General features: G+C 51.0%; 13 protein-coding genes and 1 tRNA gene. 8 read left to right on the top strand and 6 right to left on the bottom strand.

All coding sequences use genetic code 11. The features are described from left to right. Positions 1–40: 40 nt before the first annotated feature. Positions 41–2,512, bottom strand: a complete 2,472-nt coding sequence (topA, locus tag ACEW81_RS05490; RefSeq protein ID WP_373531960.1) for a type I DNA topoisomerase — start codon at positions 2,510–2,512, stop codon at positions 41–43. A 494-nt stretch (positions 2,513–3,006) separates the two neighbouring features. On the opposite strand from topA, the gene ACEW81_RS05485 reads away from it, so the two are divergent. Continuing rightward, on the top strand, positions 3,007–3,852 hold the full coding sequence (locus ACEW81_RS05485; protein WP_373531959.1) for a hypothetical protein: 846 nt from the start codon (positions 3,007–3,009) through the stop codon (positions 3,850–3,852). 90 nt (positions 3,853–3,942) lie between these two features. Here ACEW81_RS05485 and ACEW81_RS05480 read toward each other — a convergent pair whose 3' ends face one another. Next, positions 3,943–4,284, bottom strand: a complete 342-nt coding sequence (locus tag ACEW81_RS05480; RefSeq protein WP_373531958.1) for a ComEA family DNA-binding protein — start codon at positions 4,282–4,284, stop codon at positions 3,943–3,945. 422 nt (positions 4,285–4,706) lie between these two features. Further along, positions 4,707–4,991 carry a hypothetical protein gene (locus tag ACEW81_RS05475; RefSeq protein ID WP_373531957.1) on the bottom strand — a complete coding sequence of 95 codons (285 nt, stop codon included), beginning with the start codon at positions 4,989–4,991 and terminating at the stop codon, positions 4,707–4,709. Between the two features lie 253 nt (positions 4,992–5,244). Between ACEW81_RS05475 and ACEW81_RS05470 the strand changes: the two genes are divergently transcribed. After that, on the top strand, positions 5,245–5,703 hold the full coding sequence (locus ACEW81_RS05470) for a hypothetical protein (protein ID WP_373531956.1): 459 nt from the start codon (positions 5,245–5,247) through the stop codon (positions 5,701–5,703). A 3-nt stretch (positions 5,704–5,706) separates the two neighbouring features. Here the strand turns inward: ACEW81_RS05470 and ACEW81_RS05465 are convergent, their stop codons facing one another. Both ACEW81_RS05465 and ACEW81_RS05460 read right to left on the bottom strand, forming a co-directional pair. Further along, positions 5,707–5,988 (bottom strand): YggT family protein, encoded by a 282-nt coding sequence (locus ACEW81_RS05465; protein ID WP_373531955.1) that lies wholly within the window; start codon positions 5,986–5,988, stop codon positions 5,707–5,709. A gap of 11 nt (positions 5,989–5,999) precedes the next feature. Then, positions 6,000–6,797 carry an S-methyl-5'-thioadenosine phosphorylase gene (locus ACEW81_RS05460; RefSeq protein WP_373532490.1) on the bottom strand — a complete coding sequence of 266 codons (798 nt, stop codon included), beginning with the start codon at positions 6,795–6,797 and terminating at the stop codon, positions 6,000–6,002. A 469-nt stretch (positions 6,798–7,266) separates the two neighbouring features. Between ACEW81_RS05460 and ACEW81_RS05455 the strand changes: the two genes are divergently transcribed. Continuing rightward, positions 7,267–7,338: transfer RNA gene (locus tag ACEW81_RS05455), tRNA-Asn, on the top strand. 234 nt (positions 7,339–7,572) lie between these two features. Further along, on the top strand, positions 7,573–8,001 hold the full coding sequence (locus ACEW81_RS05450; RefSeq protein WP_373531954.1) for a hypothetical protein: 429 nt from the start codon (positions 7,573–7,575) through the stop codon (positions 7,999–8,001). A gap of 18 nt (positions 8,002–8,019) precedes the next feature. Here ACEW81_RS05450 and corA read toward each other — a convergent pair whose 3' ends face one another. Beyond that, the gene (gene corA, locus ACEW81_RS05445) at positions 8,020–9,114 is read right to left on the bottom strand and encodes a magnesium/cobalt transporter CorA (RefSeq protein WP_373531953.1); all 1,095 of its coding nucleotides are present in this window, start codon (positions 9,112–9,114) and stop codon (positions 8,020–8,022) included. 792 nt (positions 9,115–9,906) lie between these two features. Here corA and ACEW81_RS05440 point away from each other — a divergent pair. From ACEW81_RS05440 to ACEW81_RS05425, 4 genes are all read left to right on the top strand, one after another. After that, on the top strand, positions 9,907–10,923 hold the full coding sequence (locus ACEW81_RS05440; protein ID WP_373531952.1) for a carbohydrate kinase family protein: 1,017 nt from the start codon (positions 9,907–9,909) through the stop codon (positions 10,921–10,923). A 54-nt stretch (positions 10,924–10,977) separates the two neighbouring features. Further along, positions 10,978–12,708, top strand: a complete 1,731-nt coding sequence (locus tag ACEW81_RS05435) for an MFS transporter (protein ID WP_373531951.1) — start codon at positions 10,978–10,980, stop codon at positions 12,706–12,708. Between the two features lie 237 nt (positions 12,709–12,945). Then, positions 12,946–13,593 carry a hypothetical protein gene (locus ACEW81_RS05430; protein ID WP_373531950.1) on the top strand — a complete coding sequence of 216 codons (648 nt, stop codon included), beginning with the start codon at positions 12,946–12,948 and terminating at the stop codon, positions 13,591–13,593. Continuing rightward, positions 13,590–14,423 (top strand): hypothetical protein, encoded by an 834-nt coding sequence (locus ACEW81_RS05425; RefSeq protein ID WP_373531949.1) that lies wholly within the window; start codon positions 13,590–13,592, stop codon positions 14,421–14,423. Before ACEW81_RS05430 ends, ACEW81_RS05425 begins: the two co-directional genes overlap by 4 nt. The last annotated feature ends 48 nt before the right edge of the window (positions 14,424–14,471 follow it).

Here is a 14,471-nt window from a genome sequence, read left to right as displayed (position 1 = left end):
AAATGACCAGTGCGGCGGCTTATTTTTAAAAATATATTTTTTAAGCGGGGGCTGCTTCTTCTTCCACTTGCTTGCTAAAGCCACAGCCTTTTTCGGGGCAAGCGTGAAAGGTGCCTTTTTTCAATACTTTTTCAGTCAGCAGACTGCTGCAATCCGGGCATTTTTCGCCCAAAGGCTTGTTCCAGAATGCCTGATCGCAGTCCGGGTAGCGGTTGCAACCGTAAAAAATCTTGCCCCTGCGAGATTTTTTGGCCACCACTTCGCCCTGATTACACTTGGGGCAGGTGATGCCGGTTTTTTGCTCAAACGATTTGGCGGCCCCGCAGCCTTCGGCCTGACATTTTAAATACTCGCCAAAGCGGCCATGCTTAATCAGCATATCGCCGCCGCACTTTTCGCATTTTTCGTCGCTGGGCTGGTCTTCGGGCAGGGCTTTTTGATCTTTGGACAATGGGCGGGTGTACTTGCATTCCGGGTATCCGGTGCAGCCCATAAACTGGCTACCCCACCGGCTGGTCTTCAGAGACATGGGCTTTTCACAATCCGGGCAGCTTTCGCCTTCCAGCAGAATCACCACTTTTTCCATCTCATCCGAAGCTTTTTTGAGGGTGGCTTCAAAGGGTCCGTAAAAATCCTTGATCACGCCTTGCCAGGAGGTGGTGTCATCCTCAATGTCATCCAGTCGGCTTTCCAGCGCGGCGGTGAAGTTGACATCAACAATGTCATGGAAGTGCTTAACCAGTACCTGATTCACGGCCTTGCCCAACGGGGTGGGTTTGAGGGCCTTGTTCTCCATAAACACATAGCCCCGGTCCTGCACGGTGGCAATGGTGGGGGCATAAGTACTGGGTCGTCCAATGCCCAGTTCTTCCAGCGTTTTTACCAGGCTGGCTTCATTAAAGCGAGGTGGTGGCTCGGTAAAGTGCTGTTTAGGCTCTACTTTGGCCATGGCCAGCTTGTCGCCTTTTTCCACGTCCAGCAGGGCGGAAGCAACCACTTCCTCGTCTTCATCCGCCTGATAGACGGCCATATAGCCTTTAAAAATGACTTTGCTGTCTGAGCCACGCAAGGTCAGGTTTTTGCAGGCCACTTCCACGGTTTTGGTGCGAATTTGGGCGGCTTCCATTTGAGAGGCCATAAAACGGTTCCAGATGATGCCGTAAATACGGGCCTGCTCATCGTTAAGGGCATGTTTTACCGAATCCGGTGTCTTGTCTACATAGGTGGGTCGAATCGCTTCGTGGGCGTCCTGTACGTTTTTCTTGCTCTTTTTGCTGTAGTCGTTCGGTTCAGCGGGGTAAAACTCTTTGCCGTACTGTTTAACGATGAATTCCTTGGCCGCGTCTCTGGCCTCATCGGCCACCCGTGTGCTGTCGGTTCTCATGTAGGTAATCAAACCTTCCGGTCCGTTCCCCAAATCAATACCTTCATACAGCTTTTGGGCGATTTGCATGGTTTTTTTAACCGAATAACCAAATCGGGTGCTGGCTTCCCGTTGCAGGGTACTGGTAATAAAGGGCGGCTGCGCTTTACGCCGGGACTCACGAGAGTTGACCGCCGAAACCTCATGCGGGTTGCTTTCCAGGGTTTTAACCAGCGCCTGGGCGGCCTTTTCATCGGGAATGTCCGCTTTTTCCCCGTCCACTTTAACCAGATTGGCCACCATGTGATGGCTGTCTTTGGCGCTTTTTTTCAATTCGGTGGCAATGGTCCAGTATTCAACCGGTACAAAGGCCAGCACTTCTTCTTCCCGTTCACAAATCAAACGAACGCAAACGCTTTGCACCCGACCTGCCGATAGGCCCTTGCTTACTTTTTTCCAAAGCAAGGGGCTGAGTTTATAACCCACCAGTCTATCCAGCACCCGGCGGGCCTGTTGGGCATTCACCCGAGGATAGTTGATTTCCCGAGGGTTTTGAATGGCTTCCAGAATGGCGTTTTTGGTAATCTCGTGAAACTCGATACGATGGACTTTGGCCTTGGGGTTATCCAGCAACATGGATACATGCCAGGCAATGGCTTCTCCTTCACGGTCAGGGTCAGCCGCCAGGTAGATGGTGTCACTTTTTCGTGCGGCTTCCTGAAGCTCCTCAACCAGATTGGCTTTGGCTGCTAGTACTTCATACATGGGTTCAAAATTGTGTTCAATATCCACGCCCAGCTTTTTTTCTGGCAAATCTCGAATATGACCCACGCTGGCTTTGATCTGAAACTTGGCACCCAAAATCTTTTTAAGCGTTTTGGCTTTGGCTGGAGATTCCACAATGACCAACGAGCGTCCGTTACCGCTCCCACTTTCGTCCTCTTCATCCAATACCGTATTTTTACCTGCTTTTTTAGGGCTGGCTTTGGTGGTGGTTTTTTTAGGGGCGGCCTTGGCCGTGGTTTTAGTTGCTGCCTTTGTGGAAGCTGCCTTGGCGGTGGTTTTGGTGGTGGATTTTGTGGAAGCTGCCTTGGCCGTGGTTTTTTTGGCTGTGGTTTTGGCGGTGGGTGTTGTGGAAGCTTTTGGCATGGGGTCAGGGTACCGATCTCAGTTTTGACAGACAGACTCGTAAAGTACCCACCTTATATGGGAATAAGACGGTGTCTGTCATATTAAAGGGATTCACGGATAAAATGCAATAGGGTCATCTTTTAATGCCGCGTTGAAACTTTGGGTGGGATAGCGGCGTTATTGAACAGACGTTTCTTAAAAGACTGCCCAACGGTATAATGTAACCAAAGCTTCATATTTATGTTATGAATAAAAGCGCGATGTCCCTAAAATAAGCATGCTTCATGCCTGAAGCGTCTTATGGGAGGTAAGCGTAAAGAAAAGGAAAGTTATCCAGAACTCCGCCGGTCGCGCCATCTTTCAGCTTTTTGGCCTATATTTTGATGGTAGCGCTTGGGTGTTCTCGTCCCGATACCCTGTAGGTACAACAATAGATGCGTTATAAAGACGTTACAGAGATGTTAGAGGAGAGGCGGGTTCGCCTCGTAACCCATATGCATAGAGAGGTAGAGATGACCCAATTTAAGCGGAACGCATTTGCCAAAACGGTACTGTGTGCCAATTTGGCCCTGAGCCTGGTTTTGGCCCCCGCCGTGGCCTTGGCGGATGGCACCCTGCAACTGAAGCCCCTGCAAGACACCAATGTTTATAACAATGGCGCTTACGGCAATACCAACAATGCTTATGGCAACACTGGTAACGCTTACGGCAATGCGGGCTACAACAATGCCAACAATGGTGGCGGCTACGGAACCGATTATTACAACAGCTATAGTTACGATAACACCGTTTTGAAAGGCCGCTTGGCCTCGGTTCCCAAAGGAACCCTGCTCACCATTCATACCGATCAGCCCATTACCACCTATGCGGCGCACATGGGCGATCCCATTACCGCCACCCTGGAGAATGATGTTTACGTGAACGATGCGGTGGCCATTCCTGCCGGTAGTCAGGTGTTGGGTCAGGTGGCCAACGTCAATAGCGCTTCTCATCTGGGCAAGCATGGCGATATTGATGTTCGCTTTGACAGTATTAAATTGCCCGATGGCCGGGTGATGGCTATTAACGCCCATATCGTGACCAAAGATCAGACTGGCGTGCTGAAAGGCGACACCTACGCAATGGACATCGCCAAAGGCGTAGGCATTGCCGCTGGCGCTACCGGCGTGGGCACCCTGATGGGCACCGCTGCCGGTGGTTTGCTGGGTAGCGTTGGCACTGGTGCCTTGTTTGGCCTTGGGGTTGGCGCCTTGGGCGGTATGGGTTACGCTTTGGCCCGCAAAGGCAAAGAAGTGGTTGTTCCTGCCGGTTCCCGCCTCAGCGTGATGGTGGACACCCCGGTTACGGTTAATAACTAGAACTTTCCTTTTCCCTCTGAAACACAACACACTCAGAAGCTTAAAAGCCCGGTGCAAATCGGGCTTTTAAGTGTTTGATAGGGGGCAAACCTACTTGAAAAGCACTTTGGGCTGAACCTGTTCAATGAGTCGATCAATGCGCTTTTTATCCAGTCCGGGTAGTTTGCTGTAAAAATCCTGAATATCCACAAACGGCCGATTTCGCATCACCTTCAGGGCGATATCCTCATCAAACCCCGGTAAAATTTTTAACTGGTTTAATCCCCCCTGATTGATGTTGATTTTAGCGGGTAGCGCTATTTTTTGCCGTAAATCATCCGCAAAAGCAACCTCGGGGGGAATATAAGGCTCCCAATAAGTGGCGGCCCAAGCGCCGGGTGCCACCCATGTAATGCCTGTCAGCAAAATCCCTGCGAAAAGCACAAGTGGCATTGGCCTCACTCGTTTAGCGCCCAATTTTGAATTGTTGATCTTTAATTTCAACCGAACCTCAGTATTGATTGCTTGTCGCAGGGCACAAACGAATTGAATCCACCAAACCATACTGCGACTAAACCCCCTGAACAATTCCGACCTCAGTCAAGTTTGCAAATTGTTACAAACCGGGTGTTTTGGCTCAAGTTTTTGGGTTGATCTGCGATATAAAGTATATAAATAAGAGCCTCTCTAGAGCGTTCTTATTTCCCCAACCTCCTCCCCCAAGTCATGCTACCGCGATAATCGGTAGCTTTCTTTTTATAGGGGAGGTTTAAAAAGGGGGCTTTGCCCCCTTAAACCCCCACTGGAGGGGGGACAGAGTTCAGCGCAAGCGCTGTCCCCCCTCCAGACCTCCCCATGCAAGGGGTGGGGTTTTTTTATGGGGTGGGGTTAAGGGCGGGCTTTGCCCGCTGGAAGGGGGTGGGGATTTTTTGGGTGGTGGTGGGTGGTTTTATTGGGGGCGTAAGGCTATTTTTTGGGGTGTGAAGAGTTTTTTTGTGGGTGTGTGGGTGTGGCTGCTGAGGTAAGCGTTGATCGTGAGTTGCGCTGGCTCGAAAGCGCTCAACGTGATGGTAGGCTGCGCTGGCGCGAATGCGCTCAGGGCAATCCCGTATGTAATGTCGGAGCGAGGGGGTCAAGGGGGGCGTCGGCGATATGTCCATATCGACGCCCCCCTTGTAGGGGATATAAAGGGGACAAAGTCCCCTTTAAGATAATTACTTCCTCTTGTATAGCAATATCTCCATAAGTCTACTTCGGCTCTCATTCAAATGGGGGAACTTGGGATAGACGAGTTGTATGCACCTCAAAGATCGGTATAATAAATAGTTAACGAGGTTCAACCTAAGTGCTGAATGCACTGTTCATAAACCAGAGCATTTGTTAGACCAGATAAGTAGGGTAACGGGGAACGCTATGCAATTGATCAAGGCGCTGGCCGCCTTTTATCAAACCTTGTTTTATCGCGATTGCGATCACAAGCGAGTGCAAGCCCGCAAAGGCGAGCCTGCGGGCGCTACCTTTTGCCCGGATTGCGGTTATAACGTTCAGGTAATGTGGACCCTGTGCCGCTGCCGAAACTGTGGCTCCAAACGGCACCCCAAACTAAACGTTGATGGCCGGGTTTCCGCCTTGTACAAATATTGCCAGCATTGTGGCCAAGCGGATTACCAAATCATCAAAAAAGATAAAATTAACATCCACGAGATGGGCTACGCCATCTTGACCAAAGAAATTAACTACGCCGAAGAACGCCTGTTTAAAACCAAACCCTCCCATAACCCCTTTGAGGCTGTGAGAGGGTTGGATATTGTAGAAGGTGAGATTCTGCGCAGTGAGCAGTCTTATCTCGGCAAAGGGCAGGCCCGAACCTGAGCGCTAGAAAACACTCTGGCCGCTTTGACTGACCGCAATGCTGTAAAGTCCTCGTTCCAGCAATTGCAGAACAAAGAACAACAGCATGGGAGAAAAATCAATGCCGCCAATGGTGGGTATCAGCCTGCTAAAAGGGGCTAAGACCGGATCGGTGATATCCCGGATGAACTTGAACGGTTGATTGTACCAGTTGATATTGGGCAGCCAGGTCAGCAAAATCCGGCCCAGCAGTATCAACCGGTAAAAGCCGATCAGTTTAATCAGGATCAATAAAGCTTCGGTCATAGCGGTATCCTTTAACCGTGACGGGACGAATCGAGAATATTGGCGAACTCAGGCGCTTTATCCGCAGAAGGCATCAGCTCAATCAACTTGAACAACAAACGGCGTAACTTCACGTTGTTCTCGGTGAATACTTCAATTACTTCCACGTGGCTAACCGGGGGAGCCCCTTCCACGCCTGTATCGTAGTCGGTAATCAGGGAAATGTTCAACGGATCCATTTCCATTTCTTTCACCAGATGCGCTTCGGGGTACTGGGTCATGTTAATCACTTCCCAGCCCTGATCCCGGAACCACTTGGATTCGGAACGGGTGCTGAAACGAGGGCCCTGAATGACCACAATGGTGCCTTTGTCATGGTAAGGAATGTCGCACTCTTTAGCGGCCTGAACAGCCAGCTTCCGCAGCTCTTCGGAATATGGATCGGCGGCGCTGACGTGGGTGGTGATAGGGCCGTCAAAAAAGGTGTCTTCACGGCCATTGGTGCGGTCTACATACTGATCGCAAAATACGAACTCACCGGGTTTAATGTGTTTTTGCAAACTGCCAGCGGCGCAAGGGCAAATAACCCGCTTGATGCCCAAAGCTTTAAAAGCCCACACGTTGGCCCGGTAGTTAATTTTATGAGGGGGCAGGGAGTGATCCCGGCCATGGCGAGGCATGAAAGCAACTCGCTTGCCGCCGACCGTTCCAATAGTAATGGTAGCGCTGGGTGAGCCATAAGGGGTTTCCACCTTGACTTCAACGGCGTCCTCAATGAAATTGTAAAAGCCGGAACCGCCGAAAACGCCGATTTCCGCCTGATGCTCCAGTTTGTCGGTGAAAGTAAAGGCAGGCATTGTAATACTCCATCATCAGCCCAAGGCTGTTAAATTGACGGGTTCATCGTAGGGGAAATAACGCCGGAATGCAAATCGCTGAGGTTCATTACCCAAGAGAAGAAATAAAAAAGCGACGCCGGTATTGGAGGTAATCAGAACGATGGCGTCGCTATAAATGATAATTATTCTCAACTGATAGGATTAGAATATCCTATTTGAGAATCATTTGCAACTAGATTTTTTTGATTCAAAAACAAGCTTGGCAAGATGGAGCCATTTAGGCTGCTCCGCCTCTGTTTGTGGAGGAATGGCCAAAGCTTTGATAGGGTTCATCCATACTGCTGATTTTTTAATCAATATTCCTATTAAAACAAGATTTCGAGCGAAAATAGTTATAAAGAAAGTGCTTGGCATTTTGAAAAAGGTTGGGTTATACTCCAACTCACATAGAAAAACACATTCCTCAGTAGCTCAATGGCAGAGCATGCGGCTGTTAACCGCAGGGTTGTTGGTTCGAGTCCGACCTGGGGAGTTTTTCATTTCTTCTTTTTTTCGCGGGAATCAGTGGGTTTGAATTTTAAAAAAAACGGAAATAAATTCAAAGAAAAAAGCTGAAAACGGTAAAAAAAGAAGGCTTAAAAAAGTGGGGAATCAGGCTTAGAAAATAGCGTGAGGAAAATAGGAACGTGCCGCAAGGATGGCAGGTTTTTTTCGCTGGGTTTGGGTTACATTGGTGAATGCCCACATTGTAAAGGAGCGTTGTATTATGCCACCTAAACTGCCCACGTTACTGTTGTTATTAACCTTGGTGGGTTTTACCACCGGTTGCATGAAGCAGCGCATGGAAAGTGACTCAATGACCAAGCCACCCGGCAGGAGCGCTGATGGGGCCCGCCCGGAACAACCGGCAGAACCCCCGATAGAACTGCGAGAAAAAGCGGTGAAAGCCCCGCCAGTATCCGCCACCCCACTGAATGCCGATCCCCGATGGTTCGCCTGCCAGAAAGAATCGGATTGCATTGTGGTAAAAGGCCCTTGTGGTGAGCCTCAAGCCTTAAACGCCGGGTTTCAATCCCCGTTTGCCAATTACCGCCAGCGTTTGGAAAAAGCCATTGAGTGCCTGGGAGAAGCCAAAATGCCATTGCGCCAGCCGGTGTACTGCATCAAGCATCGCTGCGCCTTAAAGCCGGATTAGCCTGATTTTTAAATTTTCTTAAATCCAGCGTTTGCGCTTAAAGTAGGCCAGCATGCCGGTTGCGGTTAGCAGCATGATCATCCAAACGGCTGGATATCCCCAGGGCTGGTTCAGCTCCGGCATCACTTTAAAGTTCATGCCATACACCCCCACAATAAAGGTGAGGGGAATAAACAGGCTGGACATAATGGTCAGCACCTTCATCACGTCATTCATGCGGTAGCTCAGCACAGACAGGTATAAATCCTGAAGGCCGCTTAGCAAGTCCCGATAAGATTCCAGCGTATCCATGACCTGAATGGTGTGATCATACAAATCCCGCAAGTAAGGGTGAACCGCCGGGGTGATGATCTCGGTGTCGGCCTGTTGCAGGCCGTTGAGGATTTCTCGCACTGGCCAGATGTTTTTTCGTAAAAAAATCAGTTCCCGCTTCAGTCGGTGTAAATTTTGCAGAATGTTGGGTGGTTGCGCTTCTGAAAGGCTGTCTTCCAGCGTTTCAAGTCGCTCTCCCACTTCCTCCAGCACACTAAAGTAGCTGTCTATAATGGTATCCAGCAGCATGTGGGTTAGGTAACCTACGCCCAGGCTGCGGAGCCTTCGACTGTTTAAGCGCAGCCTGTTTTTGACTTCATCAAATTGAGGGTCCGCATCTTCCAGAAAGGTAATGACAAAATGGGGACCCATCACAATACTGACCTGCTCTGTGGCGATTTCTTCCTGTGCGGCTTTGAATTGAAAGGTTTTAAGAATGATGTAGGTGTGAGTATCCAGTGTTTCGGCCTTGGGGCGTTGTTCGGTATTTAAAATATCTTCTAGCAACAGGCCGTTTAACTGGAAGGCCTCTCCAAATTCGGCCAGCAGGGCCTCATTGTGCAGGCCCTCCACGTTAATCCAGGTGAGAGCTGGTGCGGGCCTGAGGGGCAAAATGTCGGGCAGTGCGTAACCTTCTTGCTCTTGCGGGGTTTCTCCCTCAAAAATCATGCTGGTAATCCGGGGAGGGTGGCTGGCGGCTTGCTTTTGAGAGGTTCCCACATAAACCAGACTGCCGGGTGCCAAGCCCTTTTTACGGGCCCGATTGGGCAAATGCTTTCGAATGCCTACACGGGAGGACATAAGGCTCCTTAATGAAAACGGGTAAGCCATTCATTATAGGGGGTTGGAGGGGTAAAAAGGGATTTGCTCCCTCTTCATTTTTTCCAAAAATTTTCCAAAAAAAAGGCCAGGTGTTAAAACCTGGCAATTCAAGTGGGTTTCATATAAGTAGTGAGGGGAAAAATTAAAATCTGAGGGGTTGAAAATTCGGTCGAGTCACAAAACCCGTCCGATTTCCTTAATACTTACGATAGTTAGTAGTATAGATAAGGGGCTAAGTATTGGCAACCTAACTCTAGTTAGTAATACTTTTTTGAAACATTTTGTTACAAATGAGGCGGGACTGAGTATTGCCCAAAAACGGTCTGTCCTGCGGGTAAAAACCGCTGAGAGGCGCTTTTTGAGTGCTGCCAAAAAACGTGGTACTTATCCTAGTGGGTTTCGATAGGCATCCCGCAGGATAAAAAAGCCCCATAAAATAGTGGCCCCGCCAATCAGCAGCGCGGAAAAATAGACATCCATTATATCAAACCCTCCCGTTCCCACTTTCCAGCATAGCTTACGCTGCCCGCTTCGCCTATTCCCGCTTTGGGCAATGTAAAAGCGCTGCCTTACTGCTGTTTTTGCCGTGCTTGGGCCGTTTTTTCTCACTGGGCTTACTGTTGAGGGAGGCTGGGCTTGCATTGAATGTCTCGCTGATTTTTGTTACCTTTAAAGCAGGGAACCTCTCGTGCTTTGTGCATGGGCGTAACCTGCCAAGGCTTTTCCCGCTTGGCGCACACCGTACATTAACCCTAAGGGGACCGAGGCTGTATGACCGTTTTGAGGGAAGCATCCATTATCTGCGTGGGCGAAGCGCTGATTGACTGGGTCTGTCTGGATCGCACCTTAGACCTCAGCGAGGCCCAAAACTTTGTGAAGGCTCCCGGTGGCGCTGCGGCCAATGTGGCCGTAGGCTTGGCCCGTTTGGGCTGCCCTGTGTCCTTTCTGGGCGGTTTTGCCGATGATCTGTTTGGGCGCTGGTTGCATTCGCATCTCACGGCGCTGGGGGTGGATCTGCAATTATCTCCTGTTTTTGAGCAAGCCAATACCCGGCAAGCTTATGTGTTAACGGATGAAAACGGGGATCGGGTTTTAAAAGGCTTTACCCAAACCGCTTGCGCCGATACCCTGTTGCGATCCTCCGCCCTGAACCCGGATTCTCTTTCCGGGGCGGCCATTCTTTATTGGGGATCGGTCATTCAGTCCGACCCGGATTGCGCTGCGGCTTTGTTGAATTATGTGGATCAGGCTTCTCCCTTTACGCTGAAGGTATATGATCCCAATTACCGAGCCGTGCTTTGGCCTTCGCCTCAGCAGGCTAAAGCGGCCATGGCGGAAAGCTTTAAGCGGGCGCATGTGGTGAAGCTGAGCGATGACGAGGTGCGGTTCCTGAAAGGCACTGGCCCTTATGAGGCCGCGGCCCGTGAGCTGATGGCCGAATATGACATACCAATGCTGGTGGTCACGCTGGGTGAGGCAGGCTCTTGGTACCTGACGGCTCAGGCATCGGCCCATGTGCCGCCCCTTGCGGTGCAGGCCGTGGAAATGACCGGCGCTGGCGATGGCTTTGTGGCGGGCCTGCTTCGTGGCTTGTATAGCCTCATGCCGGATGCCGCCGATCCGGTTTCGTTGTTTGAGAACTTGCAGCCGGATCAATTAAAATACCTGTTGTTCGAGGCCAATGCGGTGGGCGCTTTGGCTACTACCAAGCCGGGGGCAATGTCCTCCTTGCCCACTTGGGCTGAACTCGATGCTTTTTTAAAGGCATCGGCCCTGAAACCCGTTTAGACGCTCCTTTTTTAATGGATGGATGCAACCACAATGTGTGAGGTGGAATGACCAATGGCCGTAATTGCTTTACCCCTTGAAACAGCCCCTTCAGAACAGGACAAACACCTGTCTCTGTTGCAGTTGTTTAACTTAAGCGCTGGTATTATTGGGTTGCAATTCGCTTGGAGCATGCAAATCGCCCTGTCTTCCCGCATTTTAGAGCCATTGGGGGCCAACCCGTTTATTTTTGGCCTGATTTGGTGCGCCGGTCCCATTACCGGATTGCTGATTCAGCCGTTGGTGGGTGCCTGGTCCGATCGCACCTGGACCCGGCTGGGTCGTCGTCGGCCATTTGTGTTGGCAGGCGCGTTGCTGGGGGCGCTGGCCATTTTTGCCTTTCCCTTTTCTACCACCCTGTGGGTGGCCGCTTTGCTCACCTGGGTGATTGATGCTTGCCTAAACACCGCCCAAGGCCCTTACCGGGCTTTGGTTCCCGACAACGCCCCACCGGAGCAGCATGCGGTGGCCAATTCCTTTATTAACTTTGCCTTTGGGGCGGGATCGGTCATCGCTTTGGGGGTGGCTCCCTTGCTGAAGATGTATAACATCCCCATGAGCGTGGAGCAGCAATATGTGCTGGCCTCCATCGCCTTGGTGTTGACCATTGCCTATGCCTCGTTGTCCATTCAGGAGGTGAAGCCCGCGTTTTTAACCCGCTCCACTGTCGGTAAGGCACCCCGAAAAAATGGTGTTTTCGATGCCATTCGCCGGTTTTCGGCGGCTCACCCTGAAATTCACAAGCTGTGCGGGGTGCAGTTTATTACTTGGGTGGGCCTCATGTGTATGTACATTTACCTCACCCCGTTTGTGGTGCATCACGTTTATGGCTTGCCGGATATGTCCACGGCCCGCTACAAAAGCCTGGAGCAGGATTGGCAGCTGGTGGCTCCCATTCGCCAAAACCTGACCACCGATGCTTTGATGGTATCGGGCGCTGAAGCCGCTTACGGGGCCCGCAAAGCAAGGCTCGGCTTATCAGATGTCGCTGGCCGGGAGCAAGCGGTGATGACCATTTTAGGGGCCTTGGCGGTAGATCCAGCGGTGTGGTCTGAAAAACAGGCCCCTGCGCTTCGGGCGGTTCAAAACCCCGCCCACCGTTTGGCGTTGGCCGAAGCGGCCTTGATGATGCCTGACGTGAGTGCCCCGGAAATTCAGCAGCCCATCGCCGTTTTGGATAAAGCCCCTTTGGCCCAACAATTGGCACATTTGCAATACCTGAAAGGATTGGAGACAGAGGCGGTCAATACGGCCCAACTGGCGCTGGTGGCCTACAATTTTGTGGCCTTGTTGCTAACCATTCCCATGGGGTTTTTGTGCGCCCGTTTTGGGAAAAAGCGGTTGTATAGCTTGAGTTTACTGGTTTATTCTGTGGCTACCGCCTTTGCGTTCTGGATTCATGCCCCTTGGCAGGTGATTGCCATGATGGCCGTGGCCGGGGTGGGCGGGGCCACCATTTTGTCTCTGCCCTTTGCCATGTTGTGTGAGTATTTGAGCGAAGGGGACGAAGGAACCACGCTGGGTATTTTTAACGTATTTATCTGCGCCCCGCAATTAATTTCCGCATTGGGCATTGGCAAGCTGATTGAAATGAGTCCGATGCTGACCGCATTGGGAGTGACTCATCAGTGGTGGATCGCCTTTGCCACCGCTTCGCTTTTTGTGTTTCTTTCCATGCTGGCTCTGCAATACTTTAAAGAACGCTATCCCGGTCGGTCCAGCGCTGCGGTGTCATTGGGACACTAAGCGTTTTGCGGGATGCCTTGCCCAAAAAGCTCGTTAGCAACAGTTTTCAATGTTTCGTTTTTTTGATATATATACTGCGTTCATAAAGCTCATTTAAATTACATCCGATTTTTTAATTCGCTAAATTCTTTTAAAAAAAGAGGGCTTTTCATCCTGTCTCAAGGGGCTTGAGAGCAACGTTTCATCCGATTGGGACTATTTCCTTATTTTACTGAAATCAGGTTTGGAGCACGGTTTATGCCGAAGGGTATAAATACGAAAAACATAAAAAACTTATTAACCTGGCTGGGCAAGGATGAAGACGCCTTTTTACCCATTGCTTTAATGTGCGTGGCCAACGGCACTTTAAAGCCGCTGATTACCCTGTCTAACCCCAAGGAAAAACCGGATCGCAAAATTTATGCGGCCAAGCGTGAGTTTTTAAACGAAATGGTGGCCCTACCGGTTTGTTTCGCTTTTGCCAAAGGCTTTGGGGCGGCTGGTGTGGCTTTAATTAAGCCTGCCCTCAAGGGCTTAGCCCCAGAGGTTGCCCAACAGAAGTTAAACCTGTTAAAAACCACGGTGTTTTCGGCCATGGGGGTTATTTCCGCCAATTTTGCGGTGCCCAGTTTGGCCAATGCCCTGTTTCATCCGCTGGATCGCTGGTCGGCCCCCTTGCTCAAGAAGTTTCAAAAAAACATGCAGCCACTCTCCACCCCGCCCACCGCAAACTCTGATGAGGCGAAACCGCTGCCTGTTCAGCCCCACATTTCGGTTCAACCCAACGCTGCTTTTCAACCCGCCTTTGGCCAGCGGATTCCTCCGCTTTTGGCGAATGGCGCCTATTCCAGCCATTCACTAGCCCGCTTTAACCCTTTATCGGGCTATGGAGGGCTGCCTCGATGAGTCCGGTTCAAGCTTTGAGAAATGCCTTGCTGAGTGAGTCCGTGGAAAAAGTGGTGAGCCGCCCCGGTTTTATGAAATGGGCTATTGCCGGTTTTATTGGGGTAAACATGGTCACTCGCCCCTTGTTTGTGATGCTGGATCGGGAAACCCCCCGCAAAGACCGGGCCTTTTCCGCCGAGCGTCTGGCGTTTCAGGAAATGCTATCGCTGGGATGTCATTTGGGCATTGCCAGTAGTTTTGAACGACTGGGAGCTTGGTTGGGTGGCAAGCTGTACGCCAATCCCCCGGCCGGTGAAAGCAATCCGTTTATTTTAAAGTTAAAGTCGGGCCAAACCTTTGATTTGGCCAAGGGGAGCGCCAAGTTTCCCAATGGCTGGAGCGATGCCCTGAAGCAAAAAGCCCACATTGAGCAAGAGATGAAGCGGGTGGTGAACGATCCGGCGGCTTTGGCCCGCTTGCTGCCTCACAAGGTGGAAATTCCCGCTGCGGTGTCTGGCTCCATGCGGGCGGGTAGTATTGCTGGTACGGTGTTAGCGCTGGGGGTGGTTGCCCCTTGGTTAAATAATTTAATGTTGCCCGTGTTTATAAAAGGGGTGGATGCGGTGTTGGGCAAGGCGACCCACGGGCGTATTCGCTTAAGCCCGGATGAGCCTTCCGAGCAGGCCCTTCCCGCTAACGGCAATGCGGTGAATCCGTCTCCACCAGCGGTTCTCCCGATCACGTTCGCTTCTCAGTCAGGCGTTCAAACCGGGCTTTTGATGCCGCCCAGAGGGTTGCCTAGCCCCTATCAGTCCGCTTTTTCCGGCCCATCACCAATGGCCCGGTTGTAGGGTTCGCCAAAAAGCATCGGGGCTTGCCCATCACCCCACGCAAGTCGG

The organism is Vampirovibrio sp. (assembly GCF_041737375.1).
Classification (GTDB): Bacteria; Cyanobacteriota; Vampirovibrionia; order Vampirovibrionales; family Vampirovibrionaceae; genus Vampirovibrio.
The sequence above is the reverse complement of the archived record's forward strand: the minus strand, read 5'-3'. Positions and strand labels throughout refer to the sequence as shown.

Coding starts and splice junctions, on each gene's coding strand:
- topA (WP_373531960.1), bottom strand. CDS start 2,512: ATGCCAAAAGCTTCCACAACACCCACCGCCAAAACCACAGCCAAAAAA.
- ACEW81_RS05485 (WP_373531959.1), top strand. CDS start 3,007: ATGACCCAATTTAAGCGGAACGCATTTGCCAAAACGGTACTGTGTGCC.
- ACEW81_RS05480 (WP_373531958.1), bottom strand. CDS start 4,284: ATGCCACTTGTGCTTTTCGCAGGGATTTTGCTGACAGGCATTACATGG.
- ACEW81_RS05475 (WP_373531957.1), bottom strand. CDS start 4,991: ATGGACATATCGCCGACGCCCCCCTTGACCCCCTCGCTCCGACATTAC.
- ACEW81_RS05470 (WP_373531956.1), top strand. CDS start 5,245: ATGCAATTGATCAAGGCGCTGGCCGCCTTTTATCAAACCTTGTTTTAT.
- ACEW81_RS05465 (WP_373531955.1), bottom strand. CDS start 5,988: ATGACCGAAGCTTTATTGATCCTGATTAAACTGATCGGCTTTTACCGG.
- ACEW81_RS05450 (WP_373531954.1), top strand. CDS start 7,573: ATGCCACCTAAACTGCCCACGTTACTGTTGTTATTAACCTTGGTGGGT.
- corA (WP_373531953.1), bottom strand. CDS start 9,114: ATGTCCTCCCGTGTAGGCATTCGAAAGCATTTGCCCAATCGGGCCCGT.
- ACEW81_RS05440 (WP_373531952.1), top strand. CDS start 9,907: ATGACCGTTTTGAGGGAAGCATCCATTATCTGCGTGGGCGAAGCGCTG.
- ACEW81_RS05435 (WP_373531951.1), top strand. CDS start 10,978: ATGGCCGTAATTGCTTTACCCCTTGAAACAGCCCCTTCAGAACAGGAC.
- ACEW81_RS05430 (WP_373531950.1), top strand. CDS start 12,946: ATGCCGAAGGGTATAAATACGAAAAACATAAAAAACTTATTAACCTGG.
- ACEW81_RS05425 (WP_373531949.1), top strand. CDS start 13,590: ATGAGTCCGGTTCAAGCTTTGAGAAATGCCTTGCTGAGTGAGTCCGTG.